General features: G+C 66.3%; 22 protein-coding genes. 10 read left to right on the forward strand and 12 right to left on the reverse strand.

All coding sequences use genetic code 11. From position 1 onward, the window contains the following. Genes ACJ7Z0_RS23650 through ACJ7Z0_RS23670 form a run of 5 tightly spaced genes read right to left on the reverse strand, consistent with a single transcriptional unit; the run spans position 1 to position 4,358 of the window. On the reverse strand, positions 1-747 hold the full coding sequence (locus ACJ7Z0_RS23650; protein ID WP_434791775.1) for an ABC transporter ATP-binding protein: 747 nt from the start codon (positions 745-747) through the stop codon (positions 1-3). Between the two features lie 4 nt (positions 748-751). After that, entirely contained in the window at positions 752-1,336 is a 585-nt protein-coding gene (locus ACJ7Z0_RS23655) for a DUF2796 domain-containing protein (protein ID WP_434791776.1), read from the reverse strand. After that, positions 1,333-2,241 (reverse strand): sulfurtransferase, encoded by a 909-nt coding sequence (locus tag ACJ7Z0_RS23660; protein WP_434791777.1) that lies wholly within the window; start codon positions 2,239-2,241, stop codon positions 1,333-1,335. Before ACJ7Z0_RS23660 ends, ACJ7Z0_RS23655 begins: the two co-directional genes overlap by 4 nt. Positions 2,242-2,278: 37 nt before the next feature. After that, positions 2,279-3,196, reverse strand: a complete 918-nt coding sequence (locus tag ACJ7Z0_RS23665) for a DMT family transporter (protein ID WP_434792716.1) — start codon at positions 3,194-3,196, stop codon at positions 2,279-2,281. Positions 3,197-3,218: 22 nt separating this feature from the next. Next, complete coding sequence (locus tag ACJ7Z0_RS23670; protein WP_434791778.1) at positions 3,219-4,358, reverse strand: aromatic ring-hydroxylating oxygenase subunit alpha; 1,140 nt, start codon at positions 4,356-4,358, stop codon at positions 3,219-3,221. A gap of 293 nt (positions 4,359-4,651) precedes the next feature. Between ACJ7Z0_RS23670 and ACJ7Z0_RS23675 the strand changes: the two genes are divergently transcribed. From ACJ7Z0_RS23675 to ACJ7Z0_RS23690, 4 genes are all read left to right on the forward strand, one after another. After that, positions 4,652-4,918: an exodeoxyribonuclease VII small subunit gene (locus ACJ7Z0_RS23675; RefSeq protein WP_431123302.1), complete on the forward strand. Its 267-nt coding sequence runs from the start codon at positions 4,652-4,654 to the stop codon at positions 4,916-4,918. Positions 4,919-4,998: 80 nt separating this feature from the next. After that, on the forward strand, positions 4,999-5,913 hold the full coding sequence (locus tag ACJ7Z0_RS23680) for a polyprenyl synthetase family protein (RefSeq protein ID WP_434791779.1): 915 nt from the start codon (positions 4,999-5,001) through the stop codon (positions 5,911-5,913). 38 nt (positions 5,914-5,951) lie between these two features. After that, positions 5,952-7,808 carry a 1-deoxy-D-xylulose-5-phosphate synthase gene (gene dxs, locus ACJ7Z0_RS23685; protein ID WP_434791780.1) on the forward strand — a complete coding sequence of 619 codons (1,857 nt, stop codon included), beginning with the start codon at positions 5,952-5,954 and terminating at the stop codon, positions 7,806-7,808. Between the two features lie 112 nt (positions 7,809-7,920). After that, positions 7,921-9,003: a TRAP transporter substrate-binding protein gene (locus ACJ7Z0_RS23690; RefSeq protein WP_434791781.1), complete on the forward strand. Its 1,083-nt coding sequence runs from the start codon at positions 7,921-7,923 to the stop codon at positions 9,001-9,003. An 87-nt stretch (positions 9,004-9,090) separates the two neighbouring features. Here ACJ7Z0_RS23690 and ACJ7Z0_RS23695 read toward each other — a convergent pair whose 3' ends face one another. The 3 genes from ACJ7Z0_RS23695 to ACJ7Z0_RS23705 all read right to left on the reverse strand — a co-directional run bounded on the left by ACJ7Z0_RS23695 (position 9,091) and on the right by ACJ7Z0_RS23705 (position 11,808). After that, the gene (locus tag ACJ7Z0_RS23695) at positions 9,091-9,561 is read right to left on the reverse strand and encodes a hypothetical protein (protein ID WP_434791782.1); all 471 of its coding nucleotides are present in this window, start codon (positions 9,559-9,561) and stop codon (positions 9,091-9,093) included. A gap of 5 nt (positions 9,562-9,566) precedes the next feature. After that, positions 9,567-11,096 carry a TRAP transporter large permease gene (locus ACJ7Z0_RS23700; protein ID WP_434791783.1) on the reverse strand — a complete coding sequence of 510 codons (1,530 nt, stop codon included), beginning with the start codon at positions 11,094-11,096 and terminating at the stop codon, positions 9,567-9,569. A gap of 172 nt (positions 11,097-11,268) precedes the next feature. Further along, on the reverse strand, positions 11,269-11,808 hold the full coding sequence (locus ACJ7Z0_RS23705) for a TRAP transporter small permease subunit (RefSeq protein WP_307578858.1): 540 nt from the start codon (positions 11,806-11,808) through the stop codon (positions 11,269-11,271). Positions 11,809-11,942: 134 nt separating this feature from the next. Here ACJ7Z0_RS23705 and ACJ7Z0_RS23710 point away from each other — a divergent pair, with 134 nt between their 5' ends. Then, positions 11,943-13,217 carry an SUMF1/EgtB/PvdO family nonheme iron enzyme gene (locus tag ACJ7Z0_RS23710; protein ID WP_434791784.1) on the forward strand — a complete coding sequence of 425 codons (1,275 nt, stop codon included), beginning with the start codon at positions 11,943-11,945 and terminating at the stop codon, positions 13,215-13,217. A 16-nt stretch (positions 13,218-13,233) separates the two neighbouring features. On the opposite strand, the gene ACJ7Z0_RS23715 is transcribed toward ACJ7Z0_RS23710, so the two are convergent. From ACJ7Z0_RS23715 to aptA, 3 genes are all read right to left on the reverse strand, one after another. After that, a complete protein-coding gene (locus ACJ7Z0_RS23715) occupies positions 13,234-14,673 on the reverse strand; it encodes an MFS transporter (RefSeq protein WP_434791785.1) in 1,440 nt (479 codons plus the stop codon). 36 nt (positions 14,674-14,709) lie between these two features. Beyond that, positions 14,710-15,816 carry a substrate-binding domain-containing protein gene (locus tag ACJ7Z0_RS23720; RefSeq protein WP_434791786.1) on the reverse strand — a complete coding sequence of 369 codons (1,107 nt, stop codon included), beginning with the start codon at positions 15,814-15,816 and terminating at the stop codon, positions 14,710-14,712. A gap of 149 nt (positions 15,817-15,965) precedes the next feature. Beyond that, entirely contained in the window at positions 15,966-17,321 is a 1,356-nt protein-coding gene (gene aptA / locus ACJ7Z0_RS23725; RefSeq protein ID WP_434791787.1) for an omega-aminotransferase AptA, read from the reverse strand. Positions 17,322-17,429: 108 nt separating this feature from the next. Between aptA and ACJ7Z0_RS23730 the strand changes: the two genes are divergently transcribed. Then, positions 17,430-18,398, forward strand: a complete 969-nt coding sequence (locus tag ACJ7Z0_RS23730; protein ID WP_434791788.1) for a LysR family transcriptional regulator — start codon at positions 17,430-17,432, stop codon at positions 18,396-18,398. A 172-nt stretch (positions 18,399-18,570) separates the two neighbouring features. Here the strand turns inward: ACJ7Z0_RS23730 and ACJ7Z0_RS23735 are convergent, their stop codons facing one another. Further along, positions 18,571-19,356, reverse strand: coding sequence for a FadR/GntR family transcriptional regulator (locus ACJ7Z0_RS23735; RefSeq protein ID WP_431123277.1), 786 nt, complete (start codon positions 19,354-19,356; stop codon positions 18,571-18,573). A 188-nt stretch (positions 19,357-19,544) separates the two neighbouring features. On the opposite strand from ACJ7Z0_RS23735, the gene ACJ7Z0_RS23740 reads away from it, so the two are divergent. From ACJ7Z0_RS23740 to ACJ7Z0_RS23755, 4 genes are read left to right on the forward strand one after another with little or no spacing between them, the layout of a single operon-like run. Continuing rightward, positions 19,545-20,750 (forward strand): ABC transporter substrate-binding protein, encoded by a 1,206-nt coding sequence (locus tag ACJ7Z0_RS23740; RefSeq protein WP_434791789.1) that lies wholly within the window; start codon positions 19,545-19,547, stop codon positions 20,748-20,750. 32 nt (positions 20,751-20,782) lie between these two features. After that, a complete protein-coding gene (locus ACJ7Z0_RS23745) occupies positions 20,783-21,643 on the forward strand; it encodes a branched-chain amino acid ABC transporter permease (RefSeq protein WP_307578875.1) in 861 nt (286 codons plus the stop codon). A gap of 11 nt (positions 21,644-21,654) precedes the next feature. Continuing rightward, complete coding sequence (locus ACJ7Z0_RS23750; protein WP_434791790.1) at positions 21,655-22,617, forward strand: branched-chain amino acid ABC transporter permease; 963 nt, start codon at positions 21,655-21,657, stop codon at positions 22,615-22,617. After that, positions 22,614-23,384 (forward strand): ABC transporter ATP-binding protein, encoded by a 771-nt coding sequence (locus ACJ7Z0_RS23755; RefSeq protein ID WP_307578880.1) that lies wholly within the window; start codon positions 22,614-22,616, stop codon positions 23,382-23,384. Before ACJ7Z0_RS23750 ends, ACJ7Z0_RS23755 begins: the two co-directional genes overlap by 4 nt. The last annotated feature ends 49 nt before the right edge of the window (positions 23,385-23,433 follow it).

Genomic DNA, 23,433 nt, shown 5'->3' on the forward strand with positions numbered 1-23,433 from the left:
TCACGCGTCCACCGCCATCGCAATCGAAGCCGCGCGGTTGATTTCGGGCAGCAGCACATGCCGGGCAAAGCGCTGCGCGATGCGCTGGTCGTGGCTCACGAACACGAGCGCGCTGTGGTTCACCGCGCATGCCGTCAGCAGCACGTCGAGAAACGCTTCGCGCCGGTCTTCGTCGAGCGCGGAGGTGGGCTCGTCGGCAATCACCACTTCAGGCTGGCCGATGAGCGCGCGCGCCGCGGCCACGCGCTGCTGCTGGCCGACCGACAACTGCATTGCCTGGCGCTTCCACAGGTTGCGGTCGAGTCCCATCTGGTCGAGCAGGTGCTCGGCTTCTTCGCGGGGGCTTCCGCTGCGCGCGGCCTGCGATGCACGCCGCTGCGAGAAACGGCAGGGCAGCAGCACGTTGTCGAGCACGCTCAGATAGGGCAGCAGGTTGAACTGCTGAAAGATGTAGCCCACGTGCGCCACGCGGCAGCGGTCGCGCGCGGCACCCGAGAGCTGCGACCAGTCGTGCCCCAGCAGCGTGACGCGGCCTTCGTCGGCCACCAGCACGCCCGCCAGAAGGGAGAGCAGCGTGCTCTTGCCGCAGCCGCTCGGGCCGTGCAGAAAGACCGACTCGCCGGCCGTGATGCGAAAGGCCTCGATGTCGATGCACGGCGCCTTCATGCCGGGCCACGCAAAGCGCAGCGCTTCGACGGCGAGCACCACGCGCAGTGGCGATGCCTCGCCCTGGGGGGCGGTGCTCACGGCCTTACTTGCCCCAGCCGAGGCGCACCGGCTGCGCGGCCTGCGCACCGCCGGGGCGCTTGAGCTGGCGCTTGAACTGGCCTTGCGCCGAAGCGATCTGCGCATCGATCTGGCGCGTGCCCTTGAATGCGGCGAAAAGATTCACGTCGATGAACTTTGCCGCGGCCGCGTTGGTGCAGTTGAAAGAGAAGGTGGCGTCGAGGTCCGCGTGGCCCTCGGGCTCGCTCGGGTCAGGCTTGCCGAGGCCAAGCGCGCCGGAGCGCAGGTCGACCGGGCCGAGCTTGCAGTTGGCCGCCGGGTCGATGGCAAAGAGCTTGTCCGCCGCGCGCAGCTGGGCGACGGCGTCTTCGGCGGTCTTCTTCTCGGCATCGGTCTTGGGGGCTCGCTCGAAGCCGACGATGTTGTCGAGCGGCGTCTCCATGTTGATCACGACGGTGGGGCCGTCGATGGCCACGTCGAGCTTGAGCTGGCCGTGCACGTGCGCATGCTGCTGCTGTGCCTCGGCGGAAAGAAAAGGGGTTGCCGCGAGCATTGCCGCGGCAAATGCGAAGCCGGATGAAATGCGTCGTCGAAGTCGGATCTGTTTCATGGTTCTGCGCCTTGCCGGGTCGGCAGCCCAGGCGTGTTGCTCCACTCGCTCCAGCTGCCGGCATAGAGCGCGGTGGTCCCCAGTCCCGCGATCTGCATGGCAAGCAGGTTGGGCACGGCGCTCACGCCGCTGCCGCACTGGTGGACGACCGTCGCCGGATCGCGTCCCGCGAGCAGCGCTTCGAACTCGGCACGCAATTGCGATGCCGACTTGAACTTGCCGTCGGGGCCGAGGTTTTCGGCGAAGGGCCGATTGAAAGCCCCGGGGATGTGACCCGCGATCGGGTCCAGAGGTTCCACCTCGCCGCGATATCGTGCGGCGGCTCGCGCGTCGATCAGGTTCTGGTCAGGCTGGCCGAGCCGGCGCACCACGGCGTCGGTGGTCACGAGCTTCGCAAGCGGCTCGCCCGGCACGAAATTTGACTGGAAGTGCGTCGGCTCTTCGCGGTTCGTGACTTCGCCGCCCGCGGCCTGCCATGCCTGCAGGCCGCCATCGAGCACGGCAACCGCGTCGTGCCCCATCCACTTGAGCATCCACCAGAGCCGGCCGCAGTAGTTGGCGCCGTTGCGGTCGTACACCACGGCCTGCATGTCGTTGGAAAAGCCGACGCTCGACAACCAGGCCGCGAACTTCTCGCGGCTGGGCAACGGATGGCGCCCGCCCGAGGCCGGCACGCCGTCATCCCGCGCGACGACCACGTCGCCCTGTGCGCCAGGCAGGCCATGTTTCGCGCTGAGGTCGGTGTCGAGGTTCGCATACACGGCGCCGGGGATGTGCGCGGCGGCATATTGCAGCGCGCCCGCCTCGGGCTTCATGAGGTCGAAGCTGCAGTCGATGACCATGAGCGGCGCGCCGCCGGCCTGCAGCTGCTGGAGTTGTTCGACGCTGACGAGGGTGGTGTACATGGTGCGGTTCCTTCGTTGTCGATGGGTTCGATGTGGTTCAGTGTTCTTCGGCCGGCGCCTTGGGCACTGCGCGCTGGCGCAGCACGGTGGCTGCGATGCCGCTCACGATGATGAGCGCCATGCCGGCCCAGCCGGCGCCGTCGATGCGGTCGTCGAACAGCACCACACTGTAGAACGCCGCAAAGACAATGCCGGAATACTGCAGATTAGCCACCACCAGCGTACCGGCCTGGGTCTTGGCCGTGGCGTAGGCGCGCGTCATGCAGAGCTGGCCGAGGGCCGCCAAAAGGCCGATCGGCAGCAGCCACAGCGCATGCTGCCACGTCCACGAATCCCCGCCCGAAAACCCGGTGGCGGCCGTGGCAAAGGCACCCGCCACGGCCGAGCCCACCGCGAAATAGAAGACCGTACGCAGTTCGGGTTCGCCGATGCGCGACAGCGCCACCACCTGCATGTAGGCAAACGCCGCCGTGAGGCCCGAAAGCAGACCGAGCAGGCCCGCGAAACCTTCGTTGGCGTTGACCGAGGGCTTGAGCATCAGCACCACGCCCACGAAGCCCGCGAGCACCGTCAGCACCAGCGGCCCCTGCAGCGGCGGGCGCTGCACGCGGCCGTCGCGGCCGGGCACCGGCACCCATGCGAGCAGCGCGCCGCCCACCAGGAACGCCGCGATCCAGACGCTGCTCATGTAGTTGAGCGTGACCGCGGTGGCCAGCGGCATGTGGGCGATGGCGTAGAACCATGCGCCCAGCGACACCACGCCGATGGTGCTGCGCCAGGCGTGCATGCCGGGGTAGCGGGTGGCCAACGAGACACCGCGGTTGCGCGACAGAAGCCACAGGAACACGATGCCGATCAGGCCGCGCCCGAGCACCATCTCGCCGCTGTTGAACCAGGCCGAGGCTACCTTGACGACCACGCTCATGGTGGCGAACAAGAAGGCGCCCAGCACCATCCAGAGTGCTTGCACTATGTGCTCAGGCGCTCTGCATTGCGCTGCGGTACCACTCGTGGAATTGCTGCATGCCGTCTTCCATCGGGCTCTGGTAGGGGCCGCTCTCGTCGTCGCCGCGCAGCATGAGGGCGCGGCGGCCGGCGTCCATGCGCTCGGCGATCTCGTCGTCTTCCACGCAGGTTTCCATGTAGGCGGCCTGCTGGGCTTCGACGAATTCGCGCTCGAAGGCCACGATTTCCTCGGGGTAGAAGAACTCGACCATGTTGAGGGTCTTGGTGGGGCTTACCGGATGCAGCGTCGACACCGTGAGCACGTGCGGATACCACTCGACCATCACGTGCGGGTAGTAGGTGAGCCAGATGGCGCCGTACTTGGGCGGCTTGCCCTCTCGGTACTTGAGGAGCTGCTCTTGCCACTTCTGGTAGATGGGGCTGCCGGCGCGGCCGAGCCGGTTGGCCACGCCCACCGTCTGGACCGAGAAGTTGCGGTTGAACTCCCAGCGCAGGTCGTCGCAGGTGACGAAGCTGCCGAGGCCGGGGTGGAACGGGCCGACGTGGTAGTCCTCGAGATAGACCTCGATGAAGGTCTTCCAGTTGTAGTTGCACTCGTGCAGTTCGACCCGGTCGAGCGCGTAGCCCGTGAAGTCCAGGTCGGCGCGCGGGCCGAGTTCGGCCATGTCGGCCGCCACGTCGCGGCCCACGCCGTTCGGGCCGCCCTCGAACAGCAGGCCGTTCCACTCGGTGAGCGGATAGTTGTGCAGGTTGAGGCAGGGGTCCTGGTCGAAATGCGGCGCACCAATGAGCGTGCCCGTGGCGCGCGGGTCGGCGGCAGCGTAGGTCCAGCGATGCAGCGGGCAGACGATGTTGCCGCCGGTCTGGTTGTCGAGCTGTCCGCGGCCTTGCAGGATGAGCGCCTGCCGGTGGCGGCACACGTTCGAAATGAGTTCGACGCCCTTGGGCGTGTGCACGAGCGCGCGGCCCTGGTGCTCCTGCGGCAGGGTGTGGTAGTTGCCCAGCTCGGGCACCGCGAGCCGGTGGCCCACGTAGCGCGGCCCATGCGCGAACAGCGTTTGCATTTCGCGCGAGTAAAGCGACTCGTCGAAGTATGCGGAAACTGGAAGTTGGCTCGCGGCCTGCTGCAGTTGAAGACTTAAATCAGACATGGAGGACCTGACCAAGCTCCCCACAGGGAGAAAAAAGAGAAAAAACGGAAGGCGCCGTCTGGAGTCCGAAGGGGCGACGGCCCGAAGAGTTGTGCCGGGGTGGCCGGCAAGGGAAGCTCGGATTGTACCCAAGGGGGCACCGCAGCGCCCATGGCTTTTCACATGCCTGCGCCGGACGGCCGCGGTCGACGCCCATGGTCCGTTCAGCCGCCATCCGCCGCATGCTTCGGGGTGGTCGGCGGCACTTTGGTTCCCCCACCCTAAAATGCTTGATTTCACATTCGTTCGCTCGCATGCCCAAGGTCCCTTCTTCCGCCACGTCCAGCCCGACAGCCACGCCCGACACCGGGCCGCTGCCGGCCAGCTACGAAGCCGGGCTCCAGGAGTTGGAACAATTGGTTGCAGAACTCGAGTCCGGACAACTGCCGCTCGACCAGTTGCTTGGCAGCTATCAGCGCGGCGCCGCACTGCTCGCCTTCTGCCGCGAAAAGCTGCAGGCGGTCGAGGACCAGATCAAGGTGCTCGATGCGGGGAGCCTCAAGCCCTGGACCGCCGAATGAGCGCCGCACGGCCGCCCGAAGGCGCGAGCGCCCCCTTGGGGGGCAGCGAAGTACACGCAGTGACGAGCGTGGGGGCAACAATGAGCGGGGCTGTGGTCAATTGGGATGCTGGCCGGCTGGCCGGTTGGAGCGAGCCGCACCTGGCGCGCGTCGAAGCAGCGCTTTCGCGCTGGGTTGGTGTCGATGCGCCGGTGCTGCTCGGTGAAGCGATGCGCTACGCCGTGCTCGACGGCGGCAAGCGGCTGCGTCCGCTCCTGGTGCTCGCTGCGAGCGAAGCGGTGGGCGGCAATGCGGCCGCTGCGTTGCGCGCGGCTTGCGCAACGGAACTGATTCACGCCTACTCGCTGGTGCACGACGACCTGCCCAGCATGGACAACGACGTGCTGCGGCGTGGCAAGCCCACGGTGCATGTCAAGTTCGGCGAGGCCGATGCGCTCCTGGCCGGTGATGCCTTGCAGGCGCTGGCCTTCGAACTGCTGACGCCCGACGGCGACGAAATTCCGGCTTCGACCCAGGCCATGCTGTGCCGCCTGCTGGCGCGCGCCGCGGGCAGCCAGGGCATGGCGGGCGGCCAGGCCATCGACCTTGCCAGCGTCGGCATGGCCCTGAACGAAGCGCAGTTGCGCGAAATGCATCGCCTGAAGACCGGCGCGCTACTGCAGGGCAGCGTCGAGATGGGCGCCGCCTGTGCCGGTGCCGTGGCGCCTGCTGCGCTGAATGCATTGCGCGACTACGGCGCCGCCATCGGCCTGGCGTTCCAGGTGGTCGACGACATCCTCGACGTCACCGCCGATTCGCAAACCCTCGGCAAGACGGCCGGCAAGGATGCGGCCGCCGACAAGCCAACCTACGTTTCGCTGTGGGGCCTCGACGGTGCGCGTGCACAGGCACGGCAGTTGCTCGCCGAAGCGCTTGCGGCGCTCGGCCGCAGTGGCCTTGCCGACACCGCCGCACTGCGCGCGCTGGCCCACATGGTCGTCGACCGCGACCGATGAACTGTTCACAGATGGACAAGAAGAACCACGACGATTCCATGGCACCGCTGCTTCCCACGCTTCACGATCCGTCGCCGATCCGCCACTACGACCGCGCCCAGCTCAAGCAGCTGTCCGACGAGGTGCGCGCCTGCGTGCTCGACAACGTCTCGCGCACCGGGGGCCACCTGAGCTCCAATCTCGGCACCGTCGAACTCACGGTCGCGCTGCACCATGTGTTCAACACGCCGCACGACCGGCTGGTGTGGGACGTGGGCCACCAGACCTATCCGCACAAGATTCTCACGGGGCGGCGCGAGCGCATGCCCACGCTGCGGCAGATTGGCGGCATCTCGGGCTTTCCGCAGCGCAGCGAGAGCGAATACGACACCTTCGGCACCGCGCATTCGTCCACCAGCATCTCGGCCGCGCTCGGCATGGCCATGGCCGCCAAGCAAAAGGGCGAAGACCGCCACACCGTGGCCATCATCGGCGACGGCGCGCTCACGGCCGGCATGGCCTTCGAGGCGCTCAACAACGCCGGCGTGTGCGACTGCAAGCTGCTGGTGATCCTGAACGACAACGACATGTCGATCAGCCCGCCCGTGGGCGCGCTCAACCGCTACCTCGCGCAACTGATGAGCGGCAATTTCTACGCCGCCGCCAAGAACGTCGGCAAGAGCGTGCTGCGCGCCGCGCCGCCGCTGTTCGAGCTTGCCAAGCGACTCGAGCAGCATGCCAAGGGCATGGTCGTGCCAGCCACGCTGTTCGAGCAGTTCGGCTTCAACTATGTCGGGCCGATCGACGGCCACGACATCGATTCGCTGGTGCCCACGCTCGAGAATCTCAAGCATCTCGACGGCCCGCAGTTCCTGCACGTGGTCACCAAGAAGGGGCAGGGCTACAAGCTCGCCGAGGCCGACCCGGTGGCCTACCACGGGCCTGGCAAGTTCGATCCACAGGTCGGGCTGGTCAAGTCCACTGCGGTGGCGAAGCAGACGTTCACGCAGGTCTTCGGCCAGTGGCTGTGCGACATGGCGGCGCACGACGGCCGGCTGGTGGGCATCACGCCCGCCATGCGCGAAGGCTCGGGCCTGGTCGAATTCGAAAAGCGCTTTCCCGACCGCTACTACGACGTCGGCATTGCCGAGCAGCATGCGGTGACCTTCGCGGCCGGCCTGGCCTGCGAAGGCCTGAAGCCGGTGGTCGCGATCTACTCGACCTTTCTGCAGCGCGCCTACGACCAGCTCATTCACGACGTCGCGATCCAGAACCTGCCGGTGGTGTTCGCACTCGACCGCGCGGGCCTCGTGGGCGCCGATGGCGCCACGCACGCGGGCGCCTACGACATCTCGTTCCTGCGCTGCATTCCCAACATGAGCATTGCCTGCCCGGCCGACGAGCGCGAGTGCCGGCAGCTGCTGTCGAGCGCCTACGAGCAGAGCCATCCGGTCGCTGTGCGCTATCCGCGCGGCGCGGGTGCGGGCGTGACGCCGCACCTTGCGCTCGACGCGCTGCCTTTCGGCAAGGGCGAGGTGCGCCGGGAAGGCAAGCGCGTCGCCATCCTCGCATTCGGCAGCTTGCTGTACCCGGCGCTCACCGCCGCCGAATCGCTCGACGCGACGGTGGTCAACATGCGCTGGGCCAAGCCGCTCGACGTCGACCTGCTGCTGCAGGTGGCGGGCACCCACGATGCCATCGTCACGATCGAAGAAGGTGCCGTCATGGGCGGCGCGGGCAGTGCGGTGCTCGAGGCGCTGCAGGCTGCCGATGTGATGAAGCCCGTGTTGCAGCTGGGCCTCCCCGATCAATTCATCGAGCACGGCGACCCGGGCAAACTGCTCGCATCGATCGGCCTCGACGCAGCGGGCATCGAAGCCGCGATCACGCGGCGTTTCGGCGCCGTCGCAGGGTAAACCCCGGCCGGCCGCGTGTAAGCGCGTTTTTACAATCGTTGCGACTTACAAAAGTCGTCGACGCGGCCACAAGCCGCGTTTCGTTTTTTCCAATGCACTCGGAGTGAATTCAATGGATCGTCGTTCCCTCATCAAAAACGCCGGCATCGCTGGCGTTCTGGCCGCCGGCATTGCGCCCGCAGTTCATGCGCAAGCCGCCGTCCGCTGGCGCCTGGCGTCGAGCTTTCCGAAGCCGCTCGACACGATCTATGGCGGTGCCGAGGTTTTCTCCAACGCAGTCAAGGCCATGTCGGGCGGCAAGTTCGAGATCTCGGTGCATGCAGCTGGTGAGTTGATGCCGGCTTTCGGCGTGGTCGACGGTGTGCAGCAGGGTTCGGTCGAAGCCTGCCACACGGTGCCCTACTATTTCTACGGCAAGAATCCGGCCTTCGCGCTCGGTTCGGCCATCCCCTTCGGCATGAACGCGCGCCAGATGAACGCGTGGATGATGCACGGCAACGGCCGCAAGCTGATGGACGAGTTCTACGGCACCTACGGGATGCTGAGCTTCAACGGCGGCAACACCGGCACCCAGATGGGCGGCTGGTTCCGCAAGGAAATCAAGACCCCCGCTGACCTCAAGGGCCTGAAGATGCGCCTGGGCGGTGGCCTGGTGGGCGACGTGATGACCAAGCTCGGCGTGGTGCCGCAAAGCATCCCGGGCGGTGAGATCTACCAGGCGCTGGAAAAGGGCACGATCGACGCTGCCGAATGGGTGGGTCCGTATGACGACCAGAAGCTCGGCTTCAACAAGGTGGCGCCGAACTACTACTACCCCGGCTGGTGGGAAGGCGGCCCCGAGGTCGACTTCTTCATCAACAAGAAGGCCTTCGACGGCCTGTCGCCCGAGAACAAGGCCATCATTGCGGCAGCTTCCGCCGTGGCCTCGCAGGACATGCTGGCCAAGTACGATGCCCGCAACCCCACCGCGCTCAAGCAACTGATCGGCGCCAAGACCAAGCTGCTGCCTTTCAGCAAGGAAATCCTCGACGCATCGTTCAAGGCTTCGCTGCAGGTCTACGAAGAAAACGGTGCCAAGAGCCCGGAGTGGAAGAAGATCTACGCCGACTTCCTGACTTTCCAGCGCGACCAGGTGGCCTGGTTCCGCGTTGCCGAAGGCCGCTTCGACAACTACATGCAATCCGTGAAGCTCTGAGCTTTCAAGGCTGCAAAAAAAACCGCGCATTGCGCGGTTTTTTTATGGGCGCTACTTCATGAAAGAGCGCCGGCACGAACGCGCAAATCAGAGCCTGCGTGCCTGCTTGAGCTCGGCCACCAGCCGCTCGAACTCGGCAATGAGTTCCGGCGTGGCCGCATAGAACACGGCGAACTTGCCGACCAGCGTGCGCACGTAGAGCCGCGGCGCAATCAGCCAGTCGAGCCCGCGCACGCGGATCAGCTTGCCGAATGCGAGGTCGTCGAACGCCATCTGCTTGTCCCAGATCCAGCGCTGGTGCAGGCCCTGGCGGTCGATGCGCGTGCGGCTGGTCATGATGTGGAACCAGGTCCAGCCCATCAGCGCAATGCCGGCGAGAAACCAGCCGAGGCCACCGGTCTTGGCGGTGCCGAGGGCGCCCACCGACCAGAGCTGTGCCAGCCAGAAGGCGCAGCCGCCCACGATCACGGTGGCCAGCAGCTTGAAGGGCAGCGAGAACGCCTGGCCCTCGACTGCATCGCCCCCCGACGGCTCGAAACGAAACGGTGCGGGACCCAAGGCGCCTACTTCTTCTCGGGTTCGGTGGCCGCACCGGCAGGTGCTTCTTCCTTGGGCGGATCGCCGAAGGGATTTTCACCACCGCCGCCGCTGTCAGCGCCGGAGTTCGGGGTCATGTCGTCGATCGGCACCTCGATCTGGACCTTGTCGGTATCGATCGTCTCTTCCTTGGGCAGGAACATCGTCACCGTCTGCGGCACGAAGATCACGATCGCGACCAGGATCAGCTGCATCAGCACCCAGGGAATCGCGCCCATGTAGATGTCGTTCGACAGCACCGGCTTGGCTATTCGTTTCTCCTTGAACAGCGTGTCCGCAATGCCTCGCAAGTAGAAGAGGGCAAAGCCGAACGGCGGATGCATGAAGCTGGTCTGCATGTTCACGCACAGCAGCACGCCGAACCACACCAGGTCGATGCCGAGCTTGGCCGCCACCGGGCCCAGCATCGGCAGGATGATGAAGGCGATCTCGAAGAAGTCGAGGAAGAAGGCCAGGAAGAAGATGAACAGGTTGACCACGATCAGGAAGCCGATCTGTCCACCCGGCAGGCCCGTCAGCAGGTGTTCGACCCACTTGGCGCCGTCCACGCCCTGGAACACCAGCGAGAACACGCGTGCGCCGATCAGGATGAACACCACCATGGCGGTGAGCCGCATGGTGCCGACCATGGCTTCCCAGATGAGACCCAGCGTCAGCCGCTTGTGGATCGCCGCGAGGATCAGCGCGCCGACCACGCCCATGGCGCCCGCTTCGGTGGGCGTGGCAATGGCGGTGTCGATGCCTGGCAAGCCGCCCATCGAACCCAGCACGGCGAAGATCAGGATGGCCGACGGAATGATGCCGCGCAGGCATTTGGCCCACAGCTTGGCGCCGCTCAGCGTGCGTGCGCTCTTGGGAATGCCCGGAATGTGGTGCGGCTTGATGACGCCGAGCATGAAGGTGTAGCCCGCGAAGATCAGCACCTGAAGGATCGACGGACCCCACGCGCCGCGGTACATGTCGCCCACCGATCGGCCCAGCTGGTCAGCCATGACGATCAGCACCAGCGAAGGCGGCACCAGCTGCGTGATGGTGCCGGACGCTGCGAGCACGCCGGTGGCGTAGCGCATGTTGTAGCCGTAGCGGATCATCACCGGCAGCGAGATCAGCGCCATGGCGATCACCTGGCCCGCCACCGTGCCGGTGATGGCGCCGAGGATGAAGCCCACGATGATCACCGAGTAGCCGAGGCCGCCCCTGACCGTGCCGAACAGCTGGCCCATGGAGTCGAGCATGTCTTCGGCGAGCCCGCACTTTTCGAGGATGGCGCCCATGAAGGTGAAGAACGGGATCGCCAGCAACAGGTCGTTCGACAAAATGCCGAAGATGTTGATCGGCAAGTTCTCCATGAACACCGCCGGGAACCAGCCCATCTGGATCGCGAAGAAGCCGGAGGCCATGCCCAGTGCGGCCAGCGAGAACGCCACCGGGAAGCCGATCAGCATGATCAGCACCAGCCCGCCGAACATGATCGGCGCAAAGTTTTCCATCTGCATATCTGTGCTGTCCTGTATTTCTAGTAGTTCACTGCGCTACCCGTCACGCCAGGCAAGCGAAGCGATGCCCGTTCGGGAAACACCGCGGAGCCGGCTTTGCCGGGCCGCTGGTGTTGCCCCCTCGAGGGGGAGCCGGCTACACGAAGTGAGCCGCTTCGGGGGTGGGTCCAGTTCACTGGACCGGCTTTTCGTAGTGCGTGTCCATCTCGATCAGGCCCATCAGGTAGGCCACGCGCTTGATCACTTCCGACACTCCTTGCAGGAACATCAAGGCAAAGCCCAGCGGCAGCAGCAGCATGGCGGGCCAGCGGATCAGCCCGCCCGAATTGTTCGACATTTCGCCGGACAGCAGCATGCTGTAGAAAAGCGGCCAGCTGAGCCAGGCGATGATGCCCATCACCGGCAGCAGAAAGCAGAGCAGGCCGAACAGATCCACGTAGACTGGCCCATGGCCCTTCAGCTTGCCGTAGATGATGTCCACGCGCACATGCTCGTTGAGCTTGAGCACCACTGGCGCGCCCAGCATGACCGTGGCGGCGAACAGGTACCACTGGATTTCGAGCCAGGCGTTGGAGCTGGTGTTGAGGCCGAAGCGGACGAAGGCGTTGCCGGCGGAAATCAGCGCCGCGGAGAGCACCGTGAACGCGGCAACCTTGCCGAGCTGGCTGCTGATCCAGTCCATCCAGAACGAAAACTTGAGAAGTGCGGACAAGGGGGTCTCCCGGCCAGATGACAAAAGTGTGATGCCTTGTGGGCAATCGGCACAAAGCCTGCGATGTTAACGCGGCTATGCTGAGTGGCCGCTGATGCCCATCGGGGGGTTTCCCTGAGCACCATAATGAAGCAATGGCTGCGCCGCATTCCTTACCGCACTCCATCGATTCGCCCGACATGCAGCGCGCAGGCCGCGAGCTGCTGTCTCTGGCCCTGATCGATGCGCGCAACCACACGCTCCATCTCCTGTCGATGTATGAGGAGGCGCTGGGTTCGGCCGCGCTCCACGTCGCGCGCACGGACGACACCGGCGTGGTGCCACCCATCTGGCTGGCCGGGCACATCGGCTGGTTTGCCGAATGGTGGATAGGGCGCAACACGCAGCGGGCCTTCGGCGCCGATTGTCCGGTGCGCCCAACCCGGCTGGCCGCCATCGATCCCAACGCCGACGCCTGGTGGAACCCCGCCCAAGCGTCGCACGCGCAACTCTGGTCGCCCGGCTTGCCGGACCTGGGCCAGACCAAGGCCTACCTGCTCGAAACGCTGGAGAGCACGCTCGAACTGCTCGAGCATGCGGCCGAGACCGATCCGGGGCTGTACTTCTACCGCCTTGCGCTGTTCCACGAAGACCTGCGCGGCGAGCAGTTCATCGTGATGGCCCAGACCCTGGGGCTGCCGCTCGGCATCGAGCCGGTCCCCACCTCCGTCACGCGCGAGCCGCTGCTGCTGCCCGCCACCCGGTGGGAGCTTGGCCTGCCCGAGGGCTGCGGCTTCGCATTTGCGCAGGAGCGCGGCGCGCACCGTGTCGACGTGCCCGAGTTCGAGATCGATGCCCAGCCCGTCACGTGGAACCAGTACATCGAGTTCGTCGACGAGGGCGGCTACGACCGCGAGGAGTTCTGGCACCCCGAAGGATGGCGCTGGCTGGCTTCGCAGATCGAGGGGCGGCGCGGGCCGCGCCATGTCGAGCAGATCGGGGCGGCGCGCCACGGCACGGGTGGTTCGGTGCTGCAGCAGCGGTTCGGCGCCACCGTGCGCGCGGCCGGCCACCACAGCGCGGTGCACCTGAGCTGGTGGGAGGCCGATGCCTGGGCGCGCTGGGCCGGCCGGCGCATTGCGACCGAGGTCGAATGGGAGATTGCGGCGCTGACCGCGGCACGGCGCGGCTTTCGCTGGGCCGACGTGCACGAATGGACCGCCAACACGCTGCGGCCCTGGCCCGGCTTTCGGGCCGATCCGTGGAGCGCGGGCAGCGAGTTCGATCCCACTACGGTTTTCGGCAAGGCGCGCGTGCTGCGCGGCGCCTCGTTCGCGACCCGGGCGCGCCTGCGCTCGCCGCGGCGCCGTGGCTTTGCATTGCCGGACCGCGACGACGGCTTTTTCGGCTTTCGAACCTGCAGTCTGTAACTCACCCTCGGCGTCGCTAGGGAATGCCGCCTGATGAGAGCGGCGGCGCCACTTCCTCCAGCGGCTTGCACTCCGCATCGGCTGCATAGCGCAGGGCCAGCAATCCCGCGACGATGACCAGCGTGGCGCCGATCGCGTAGCCCACCATCACCGCGCCGCGGCTGCCGGTTTCGATCAACATGCCGAACAGCACGGGCGCCGCGAAGCCGCCCGCGCCCATGCCGATGGCGTAGAAAATCGCGATCGCCATGGCCCGCATCTCGAGCGGGAACACTTCACTGACGGTGAGATAGGCCGAGCTCGCGGCGGCCGAGGCCAAAAAGAACACCGCCGACCAGCACAGCGCCTGGCTGCGCGCGTCGAGCCAGCCCATCATGAAGGCCCAGCCGGTGAGGGCGAGCCCGACGCCTGCGAGCACGTAGGTGAGCGCGATCATCTTGCGCCGGCCCACGCTGTCGAACAGCGGGCCCAGCAGCAGCGGCCCGAGCACATTGCCGAGCGCGAACGGAAAGATGTAGAGCGCCACGTTGCCTTCGGCCACGCCGTAGAAGCGCGTGAGCACCAGCGCATAGGTGAAGAAGATTGCGTTGTAGAAAAAAGCCTGCGAGACCATCAGCGCCACGGCCACCACGCTGCGCTCGCGGTAGCGGCGCAGCAGCACGTGCGCCACTTCGCGCATCGACGGGCTGTGGTGGCGCCCGCCGGCGTAGGTCACGCGGCCTTCGGCCACCGCCAGCGGGCCGTGCTGCGCGCGAACCTGGGCCTCGATGTCCTCGACGATGCGCAGTGCCTCGTCGGCGCGGCCGTGCGCCATCAGCCAGCGCGGGCTTTCGGGCACGTCGCGCCGCACCAGCAGGATGGCCACGGCCAGCACCGCACCCAGCGCGAAGCCCGCGCGCCAGCCCCACACCGGCCCGATCACGCGCGCATCGAGCAGCACCAGGCTGAGCCCGGCGCCCAGCGCCGCGCCGATCCAGAAGCTGCCGTTGATCGCCAGGTTGACGCGGCCGCGCACACGCGCCGGAATGAGCTCGTCGATGGCGGAGTTGATGGCCGCGTATTCGCCGCCGATGCCCAGGCCCGTGACGAAGCGGCAGAACGCGAAGAAGGCGAAGTTCGGCGAGAACGCGGTGGCCAGCGTGCCCAGGGTGTAGACCACCAGCGTGACCAGGAACAGCTTCTTGCGCCCGAGCCGGTCGGTCAGGCGTCCGAAGAGCAGGGCGCCGATGACTGCGCCCGCGATGTAGATCGAACCCGACCAGCCGATCTCTCCGGCGCTGAGCCCCAGCGTGTCGGGCCGCTCGAGCACGGCGCCGATCGAGCCGACCAGCGTCACCTCGAGGCCGTCGAGCACCCAGGCCACGCCCAGGGCGATCACCACGCGCCAGTGCCAGCGAGACCAGGGCAGGCGGTCGAGACGGGCAGGAATGTCGCTGTGCACCGCAGCTGTCGTCATGGGCTCAACCTTAACCCAAGTGCCTGGATGGCCCTTTCAGCGGCTGTGCTTCTTCTCGCGCGGAAAGGTCCACCAGGGCAGCAGGGCGCGCAGCGACTGCACCTCGCCGCTGGCCGCGGTTTCGTAGCCGGGCAGCGTGCCCAGCAGGTGCTGCCAGGTCTCGCTGCGCAGTACGGCCACCAGCGCCTGCATTGCCGGCTGCTCGAGTGCCGACTTGAGGCAGGCGAGGTGGTAGCGCTCGTGCACCAGGGGCACGAAGCCCAACCCCACGGCGTGGGCCGCCGATTCGAGCCCGAGCCCGGCATCGGCCTGGCCCGACGCCACGGCCTGCGCCACCGCGGCATGCGAGGTTTCAGAGCGTTCGTAGCCCGCGAGCGCGGTGGCATCGAGCCCGGCCTGCGCCAGCAGTTCCTCGAGCAGCACGCGCGTGCCGGTGCCGATCGCGCGGTTGACGTAGCGCGCCCGCAGCCGTGCCACGTCGGCCAGCGAGTGCAGGCGCAGCGGGTTGCCCGGCGCCACGATGAGGCCCTGCGTTCTTCGCGCAAAGCCGATGAGCTTGTGCTGCCCGGGCTTGAGCAGCGGCTGGTAGGTGCGCTGGGCCAGCGAGCCGCGCTGCGGATGTTCCAGCGTATGAAAGCCCGCCATCACGCAGCGGCCCTGGTTGAGCGCGCGGATCGCATCCACGCTGCCGGTGAAATGAATGTCGAGGTGCAGCTGCGCGGTGCCCGCGGCATGGGTGCGCAGCAGTGCCAGCGCATCGTCGTGGCTTGCCTGCAGGCTCAGCACGTGGGTGCGATCGTCGAAGGCGAGGGCGAAGGCGCGTTCCAGCTCGGCGTGCAGCGCCTCGATCTGCGGCGCCAGCCGGGCCTGCGCCTGGCGCTCGGCCCACAGCAGCTTGTCGCCGAATTCGGAAAGCTGCGCGCGTTGTCCCTGCTCGCCCTGTATCAGCGGGTGGCCGAGCGTCTGTTCCCAGTGCTTGAGCTCGCCCCACACATGGCGGTAGGACAAGCCGAGCGCGCGCGCGGCGGCCGAGATGGAGCCGTGCTCGCGCACCGCCTGCAGCATCTGCATCAGCGGATTGCGGATCTGCCGCGAACCGCTGCGGCGGGGACGGATCGCGTAGGAAAGGTCGATCTGATGCACGGGGCTGGCGGGAGGGGAATGGAGGCCGGCAGATTATGCAGACCGCTGTGTCCCGGGCCCAGTCCAGTGCACCCGCGGAACCGGCTTTGCCGGGCCGCCGGGTGCGCCCCCAGTGGGGGAGGCGCCGAAGGCGCTTCGGGGGCGTTTGTTTACGCGGTTTCCGCGAGCGCGTCGCCCAAGGCGTTGATGAGGCGGTCGATCTCAGCCTTCTCGGTGATGAATGGCGGCGCGATCTGGATCGTGTCGCCGCCGTAGCGCACGTAGAAGCCCTTCTTCCAGCAGTTCATCGCAATCTCGTACGGGCGGCGTGCCGGTTCGCCCGGCAGAGCGGCGATGGTGATGCCGGCAGCCAGGCCGTAGTTGCGGATGTCGGTGACGTGCTTGCTGCCCTTGAGGCTGTGCACCGCGTTCTCGAAATGCGGCGCAAGCGTTTTCACGCGGCCGATCATGTCTTCCTTCTGCAGCACGTCGAGCGCCGCAATGCCGGCCGCGCAGGCCACCGGGTGTGCGCCGTAGGTGTAGCCGTGCGGAAACTCGAGCATGTAGTCGGGGCCGCCTGCCGCCATGAAGGTGTCGTAGATCTCCTTGCTGGCAACCACCGCGCCCATCGGCTGCGCGCCGTTGGTCACCTGCTTGGCGATGTTCATGATGTCGGGTGTCACGCCGAAGGCCTCGGCGCCCGTGAGCGCCCCGCAGCGGCCGAAACCGGTGATCACCTCGTCAAAGATCAGGAGGATGTTGTTCGCGGTGCAGATGTCGCGCAGCCGCTTCAGGTAGCCCTTGGGCGGAATCACCACGCCGGCCGAACCCGCGAAGGGCTCCACGATCACGGCCGCGATGTTCGATGCATCGTGGAGCGTGATCAGGTCGAGCAGGCGGTCGGCCAGTTCGGCGCCGTTTTCCGACATGCCGCGCGTGAAGGCGTTGGCCGCAATCTGCGTGTGCGGCAGGTGGTCGGCTTCCACGCCCTGGCCGAAGAGCTTGCGGTTGGCCGCGATGCCGCCCACCGAGATGCCGCCGAAGTTGACGCCGTGGTAGCCCTTCTCGCGGCCGATCAGGCGCGTCTTGCTGGCGAGGCCCTTGGTGCGCCAGTAGGCGCGCGCCATCTTGAGCGAGGTGTCGGCGGCTTCGGAGCCCGAGCCGGTGAAGAACACGTAGTCCAGGCCCGCGGGCGTGAGTTCCTTGATCTTGTTGGCCAGTTCGAAAGAGAGCGGGTGGCCGAACTGGAAGGCCGGCGAGTAGTCGAGCTTGGCGATCTGGCGGCTCACCGCCTCGGTGATTTCGGGGCGGCCGTGGCCGAGGCCCGAGCACCAGAGGCCCGAGAGGCCGTCGAAGATCTTGCGGCCGTCGCCATCGGTGAAGTAGGCGCCCTTGGCCTCCACGATCATGCGCGGATCGGCCTTGAAGTTGCGATTGCCGGTGTAGGGCATCCAGTGCGCGTCGAGCCAGGCGGCGTCGGTGCGCAGGGCGGGCGTCGGTTCGATGGCGGGTGTGGCAAGGGTCATGGCGCTTCCCGCTCGGGGCGGGCTCCAAAGGGGTAATGAGGTATGCGGATTGTTGGCACAGCCGTCAGTGTGGAGAATGGCGCAATATCAATGTTCACTTGACACTTCATGCAAGTAAAGGCCAAGACCCGAAGCGACGTCCAAAACGGTGCGTCAAGCACGCGCAACCGCGCCGTGCTGGGGCAGCTCAGCGACATGGACCTGCGCCTGCTCAAGGTGTTCAAGAGTGTGGTCGACTGCGGCGGCATGGCGGCGGCCGAGCTGGAGCTGAACATCGGCACCTCCACCGTGAGCCGGCACGTGAAAGACCTGGAAACGCGGCTCGGCCTGGTGCTGTGCCGGCGCGGCCGGGCGGGCTTTGCGCTCACGGCCGAAGGCCAGCGCGTGTACGACGAGACGCTGCGGCTGCTGGCTTCGGTGGATGCGTTTCGCGGCAGCATCGACGACATCCACAACCGCATGGGCGGGCAGCTGGAGGTGGCGCTGTTCGACAAGACGGCCACCAACCCCAAGGCGCGCATCGGCGAGGCCATTGCGCGCTTCACGGAGATCGCACCCGAGGTGAACCTGGCGGTGCACGTGGGCTCGATCAATTCGATAGAACAGGGTGTGCTGGAGGGCAACTTCCAGATCGGCATCATTCCGGCGCACCGCGCGTCGAAGAGCCTGGTGTATGCGGACCTGTTCGACGAGACGATGCTGCTTTACTGCGGCGCGGGGCATCCGCTCTTCGGCAGCAACAACGCAAAGCTCACATGGGCAAAGCTGCGCGAGCATCACTTCGCGGGCCTGGGCTACCACTCGCCCAACATGGAACTGAGCCATCGGGCCAAGCTGTCGCGCAAGGCCACGGGGTTCGACCAGGAGGCGATTGCCACGCTGATTCTGTCGGGGCGATTCCTGGGATTTTTGCCGGACCACTATGCGCAGGTGTTCGAGGAGCGTGGGCTGATGAAGGCGGTGTTGCCAGCGCGATTCAACTATGTGTGCCGATTCGTGAGCCTGCTGCGAAGGTCGCCGAAGCCTTCACGGGCTGTGTTGGCGTTTCAGGAGTGTCTGGAGAAGGCGCACAAGTAAAGCTTGTGCGCGACCTCGGTCTTGCTCCCTCTCCCGCTTGCGGGAGAGGGCTGGGGTGAGGGGGTCGGCGATGGCAAAGGGCGTGCGGGTGCGAAGGCCCGCGGCCCTCACCCTAACCCTCTCCCCAGGGGGAGAGGGGACAAGAAAAACGGGTTGCTCTCAACTCGGCCGGTCAACGCTGCCCGCTAGGCAGCAACAGATGCTTGGCCCCGATATGCGCCTCCATCTCATGCATGTGCGCCTCGGCATCGACCATGTGCTCGGCCATCAGGCGGCGCACGGTGTCGGCGTCTTCTCGGCGATAGGCATCGAGCAACTGGGTGTGATAGTCGACGTTGGCCTCGCCGAAGTGGTGATGGTCCAGCGCCTTCTTGTAGACGACGAGGTCGCGCAGCAGGTCGTTGAGAAAGCGGCACATGAAGGACAGCACCGGATTGGGGCAGGCCTCGGCCAGCATGGTGTGAAACGCGAGCTCGGCCTCGCGCTGGCTGCGCAGCTCGTCTTCGGTGGTGGGCTCTATTGTGCAAAGGCGCACGTTGGCTTCGAGCCGCTCGAAGTGTTCGGGCGTGAGCCGGCCGACCACGCTCACGGCCAATTCGGGCTCCAGCACCTTGCGCAGCTGGTAGATGTGGTGGCCGTCCAGGTGATGAAAGTGCAGGAAGTTGCGCAGCGGCTCCGATGCGTGGTCGACCGACACCTGCTGTAGATAGGCGCCGCCGCCCGGACCGGTGCGGATGGAAATCAGCCCGCGCACCTCGAGCGCCTTCAGTGCCTCGCGCACCGTGCTCTTCGAATAACCGAACAGCTCGATCAATTCCTTCTCGTTCGGCAGCCGGTCGCCCGGCTGCTTGCGCTCGGCAACGATCCAGCGCTTGACGTCCTCGACGATGACATCGGAGAGCTTTTGCCGTTTGGGGCGGTTTTGCCCAAAGCTCATGGCGTCCTGCGGCGATTTCATGCGTGAAGAGTCATTTCGAGAGTGATGAGGGTACTTGGGAGCAGATATCGGGCCCGACCTTTCCGGATTTTGGCACGGCCATTGCTAGCGGGTTTTTACCAACATATTAATCCTATTTATCCGCTTAAATTCGCTGCCGACCCCAGGCCGCACTTTTCTCTTACTCCCAACCACGTCCGGAGAATTCCATGCAACGCAGACACCTTCTTCAGCTCGCCGCCCTGTCGGCCGCTCCCGTTTCGCTCCTGGGCGGCCGCGCCGCCTTTGCCCAGTCGGCCGACGCGATCCGCTTCGGCTGCCCGGTTCCGATGTCGGGCGCCTTCGCGGCCAACGGCAAGTTCGCCGACCTGGGCATGAAGCTGGCCATCGAGCAATACGGCAGCGTGCTGAAGCGCCCGCTGGCCTACACGGTGCTGGACACCGAGGGCAAGCCGGCCACCGCCGTGCGCAAGGTGCAGGAAGCCTCGCAGCAGCAGGGCGCCAGGTTCTTCGCGGGCGGCATCCTGTCGTCCGAAGCGCTGGCCATGGGCAAGGAGGCCGAGAAGGCCGGCGGCATCTTCATCACCACCGCGGGTGCGGACGAGATCACGGGCAAGGACTGCAACCCCGCCACCTTCCGCTGGTCGGTGCCCACCTTCGGCGCCGTCGAGCAGACGGTGCGCCCGCTGATCGCCACCATGCCCAAGGCCAAGCGCTGGTACACCATCACGCCGCAGTACGTTTTCGGCGAAGGCCTCTTGGGCGCGGCCAAGAACATCTTCCAGGAGAAGGGCATCGAGCACGTGGGCAACAGCTACCACTCGCTCAACGAGAAGGAGTTCAGCGGCTACCTCACCAACGCCATGGCCGCCAAGCCCGACGTGCTGCTGCTCCTGAACTTCGGCGCGCAGTCGTCGGCGGCGCTGCGCCAGGCGGTGAGCTTCGGCATGCACAAGAACATGACCATCCTCATTGCCTGGGCCTCGGGGCTGGAGCAGTTCGACGAACTGGGCGCCGACCTGTGCGACGGCGTCTACTTCGGTGCGCAGTACTGGCACACGGCCGACACCACGCTGAACAAGGACCTGGTGAAGCTCACAGCCGACAAGCTGAAGATCGTTCCCAACTACAGCCTCGCAGGCTCGTACGTCTGCACCAAGATCCTCATCGACGGCATCGTCAAGGCCGGCACCGTCGACCAGAAGGCCGTGATTGCGGCGCTCGAAGGGATGAAGTACGAAGGCCTCACGGGCGCCGAGGAAATCCGCAAGGCCGACCACCAGGTCATCAAGGACTACTACCTGCTCAAGGGCAAGGCCAAGTCGAAGATGAAGAGCGCGGCCGACTATGTGGACGTGGTGAGTTCCGGCAAGTCCTTCCTTGCAGTGGACAAGACCGGCTGCAAGCTGGCCTGAGCACGCCGACAAGGAATCCGGCGCACCCATCCATGACCGTCTACCTGCTCCAGACCATCAACGGAATCGGCATCGGCATGCTGTATTTCCTGCTGGCCGTTGGCTTGTCCATCGTGTTCGGCCTGCTGCGCTTCGTGAATTTTGCGCACGGGGCTTTCTATCTGCTGGGCGCGTACCTGTGCTTCCAGGCCATGCAGTGGGGGCTCGACTTCTGGGCCGCACTGGTGCTGGTGCCGCTTCTCGTGGGCGGGCTGGGCTGGCTCGCGGAGAAGCTGCTGCTGCGCCGCGTATACGCCAAGGCGCACGAGTTCCACATCCTCGTGACCGTGGGGCTCGCGCTCGCGGTGCAAGAGATCGTCATCGTGTTCTGGGGGCCGCTGGGCAACAGCGTGGCGACCCCCGACCTGCTGCAGGGCGTGGTGATGTGGGGCAGCTTCATCTATCCCAAGTACCGCCTGTTCGTGATCGGCTTTACGGCCGTGCTCGCGGTGCTGCTGTGGTGGGTGCTCGAAGGCACGCGCCTGGGCAGCGCGGTGCGCGCGGGCAGCGAATCGACGGAGATGGTGTCGCTGCTCGGCATCAACGTCTTCCGTGTGTTCAGCCTGGTGTTCGCACTGGGTGCGGCCACGGCGGCGCTGGCAGGTGTGCTGGCGGCGCCGATCCGCGGGGCCGAGCCTTTCATGGGCGTCGAGGCACTCGGCGTCGCCTTCGTGGTGGTGGTGATTGGCGGGCTCGGCAGTTTTGGCGGCGCGCTGGTCGGCGGCTTGCTGATCGGCATCGTGCAAAGCCTCATGAGCACCATCTGGCCGCCGGGGGCGAGTTTGATGATCTACATCGCGATGGCGGCCGTACTGCTGCTGCGCCCGCATGGCCTGCTTGGCCGGAGCACATGAAAAAACACCCCATGCCAAGAAAAATCACTTTCCTCCTGGCGCTGATCGTCGCGCTGGGCCTGCCGCTGGTGCTGCGCTCGGGTTCGCTCGCGAGCGAGGTGCTCATCTACGCACTTGCTGCGCTGGGCTGCAACCTGCTGCTGGGCTACACGGGGCTTCTTTCGTTCGGGCAAGGCATCTTCTTCGGCCTCGGCAGCTACACCATCGCGATCCTGCTCACGCGTTTGCAGCTGCCGATGCCGCTCGCGCTGCTCGCCGCCATCGCCATGGGCGCACTGGGCGCGGCGGTGGTCGGTTGGGTCGCCATCCGCCAGCGCGGCACCTACTTCGTGATGCTCACGCTGGCCTTCGCGCAGATGTTCTATTTCGTCGCGTACACCGCTTCGGGGCTCACGGGCGGGGACAACGGGCTGCTCGACGTGCCGCGCCCCGCCTTCATGGACACGCCCTGGAAGTACTACGCCTTCGTGGCCGTGATGTTCCTCATCGCGTTCGGCCTGTTGCTGCGCGTGACCGATTCGGTGTTCGGCCGCACGCTGCTCGCCATTCGCGACAACGAGGACCGCGCCGCCGCGGTGGGCTACAACCTCAAGCGCTTCAAGCTGCTGGCCTTCGTGATTTCCGGCGCCGTCACCGGCCTAGCCGGCGGCCTGCACGCGATGATGACCGGCATCGCGCCACTGTCGAATGCCGAGTACCACACGAGCGAAATGATCCTGGTCATCACCGTGATCGGCGGCACCGGGAACCTGTTCGCCTCGGTGCTGGGCTCGGCTTTCTACGTGCTGCTGGCCGACTGGCTTTCCACGCTGTGGCCGCGATGGCTGCTGCTGTTGGGGCTGTTGCTGATCGGCGTGAGCATCGGTATGCAGCGCGGCCTCTGGGGCCTGGGCGAAAGCGCGTGGCGCCGCGTGTTCCGCAAGGCGCCGCCTTTAGCGCCGGCCGTGCCTCACGTGCATGGAGAAAAAGCATGACCCAACCGGTACTCATCGAAGCCATCGGCGTCACCAAGCACTACGGCAAGTTCGCCGCACTCGGCGGGGTCGACCTGAAGATCAAGCGCAACACCGTGCACTCGGTGATCGGCCCCAACGGCGCCGGCAAGACCACGCTGTTCCACATGCTCACGGGCACCGGCACCACCACCGGCGGCCGCATCTTGTTCGACGGCCACGACGTGACGCACGAGCCCGACCACAAGCGCGTGCAGCGCGGCATGGCGCGCTCGTTTCAGGTGACCAGCCTGTTCGCCAGCCTTTCGGTGCGCGAGAACCTGCGCGTGGCGGCGCAAGGCGTTGCGCCGCGCCAGGCCATGAACTGCTGGCGCGCGCCGGTCGGCGAACGAGCCTGCGCCGAAACGGTGGCCGAGGTGCTGGAGCGAGTGGGCCTCCAGCGGCTGGCCGACGTGCCCGCCAGCGAACTCTCGCATGGCCAGCAACGCCGCCTCGAAGTGGGCATGGCGCTCGCCGCGAAACCCAAGGCCATCTTCCTGGACGAACCGACCTCGGGCATGGGCATCGACGACCTGGACGACATGAAGCGGCTGATTCGCGGGCTGCGCGACGCGCACACCGTGGTTCTCATCGAGCACAACATGAACATCGTGATGGACATTTCCGACACCGTGACGGTGATGCAGCTGGGCCGCGTGCTGGCCGAGGGGCTGCCGGGCGACATCCGCTCGGATGCGCGCGTGCGCACGGCGTACCTGGGCAACATGATCACCGGAGGCAAGGCATGAGGAGCACTGCTTCTTTCTCCCTCTCCCCTTGGGGAGAGGGCAGGGGTGA

The sequence above is a fragment of the Variovorax palleresanus genome (assembly GCF_051144945.1).
Classification (GTDB): Bacteria; Pseudomonadota; Gammaproteobacteria; order Burkholderiales; family Burkholderiaceae_C; genus Variovorax; species Variovorax paradoxus_S.

What these genes read in the sequence shown, in the direction of transcription:
- ACJ7Z0_RS23655 (WP_434791776.1), bottom strand. Translation starts at nt 1,336, where the DNA reads ATGAAACAGATCCGACTTCGACGACGCATTTCATCCGGCTTCGCATTT.
- ACJ7Z0_RS23660 (WP_434791777.1), bottom strand. Translation starts at nt 2,241, where the DNA reads ATGTACACCACCCTCGTCAGCGTCGAACAACTCCAGCAGCTGCAGGCC.
- ACJ7Z0_RS23665 (WP_434792716.1), bottom strand. Translation starts at nt 3,196, where the DNA reads ATGGTGCTGGGCGCCTTCTTGTTCGCCACCATGAGCGTGGTCGTCAAG.
- ACJ7Z0_RS23670 (WP_434791778.1), bottom strand. Translation starts at nt 4,358, where the DNA reads ATGTCTGATTTAAGTCTTCAACTGCAGCAGGCCGCGAGCCAACTTCCA.
- ACJ7Z0_RS23675 (WP_431123302.1), top strand. Translation starts at nt 4,652, where the DNA reads ATGCCCAAGGTCCCTTCTTCCGCCACGTCCAGCCCGACAGCCACGCCC.
- ACJ7Z0_RS23680 (WP_434791779.1), top strand. Translation starts at nt 4,999, where the DNA reads ATGAGCGGGGCTGTGGTCAATTGGGATGCTGGCCGGCTGGCCGGTTGG.
- dxs (WP_434791780.1), top strand. Translation starts at nt 5,952, where the DNA reads ATGGCACCGCTGCTTCCCACGCTTCACGATCCGTCGCCGATCCGCCAC.
- ACJ7Z0_RS23690 (WP_434791781.1), top strand. Translation starts at nt 7,921, where the DNA reads ATGGATCGTCGTTCCCTCATCAAAAACGCCGGCATCGCTGGCGTTCTG.
- ACJ7Z0_RS23700 (WP_434791783.1), bottom strand. Translation starts at nt 11,096, where the DNA reads ATGCAGATGGAAAACTTTGCGCCGATCATGTTCGGCGGGCTGGTGCTG.
- ACJ7Z0_RS23710 (WP_434791784.1), top strand. Translation starts at nt 11,943, where the DNA reads ATGGCTGCGCCGCATTCCTTACCGCACTCCATCGATTCGCCCGACATG.
- ACJ7Z0_RS23715 (WP_434791785.1), bottom strand. Translation starts at nt 14,673, where the DNA reads ATGACGACAGCTGCGGTGCACAGCGACATTCCTGCCCGTCTCGACCGC.
- aptA (WP_434791787.1), bottom strand. Translation starts at nt 17,321, where the DNA reads ATGACCCTTGCCACACCCGCCATCGAACCGACGCCCGCCCTGCGCACC.
- ACJ7Z0_RS23730 (WP_434791788.1), top strand. Translation starts at nt 17,430, where the DNA reads ATGCAAGTAAAGGCCAAGACCCGAAGCGACGTCCAAAACGGTGCGTCA.
- ACJ7Z0_RS23735 (WP_431123277.1), bottom strand. Translation starts at nt 19,356, where the DNA reads ATGAAATCGCCGCAGGACGCCATGAGCTTTGGGCAAAACCGCCCCAAA.
- ACJ7Z0_RS23740 (WP_434791789.1), top strand. Translation starts at nt 19,545, where the DNA reads ATGCAACGCAGACACCTTCTTCAGCTCGCCGCCCTGTCGGCCGCTCCC.
- ACJ7Z0_RS23745 (WP_307578875.1), top strand. Translation starts at nt 20,783, where the DNA reads ATGACCGTCTACCTGCTCCAGACCATCAACGGAATCGGCATCGGCATG.
- ACJ7Z0_RS23750 (WP_434791790.1), top strand. Translation starts at nt 21,655, where the DNA reads ATGCCAAGAAAAATCACTTTCCTCCTGGCGCTGATCGTCGCGCTGGGC.
- ACJ7Z0_RS23755 (WP_307578880.1), top strand. Translation starts at nt 22,614, where the DNA reads ATGACCCAACCGGTACTCATCGAAGCCATCGGCGTCACCAAGCACTAC.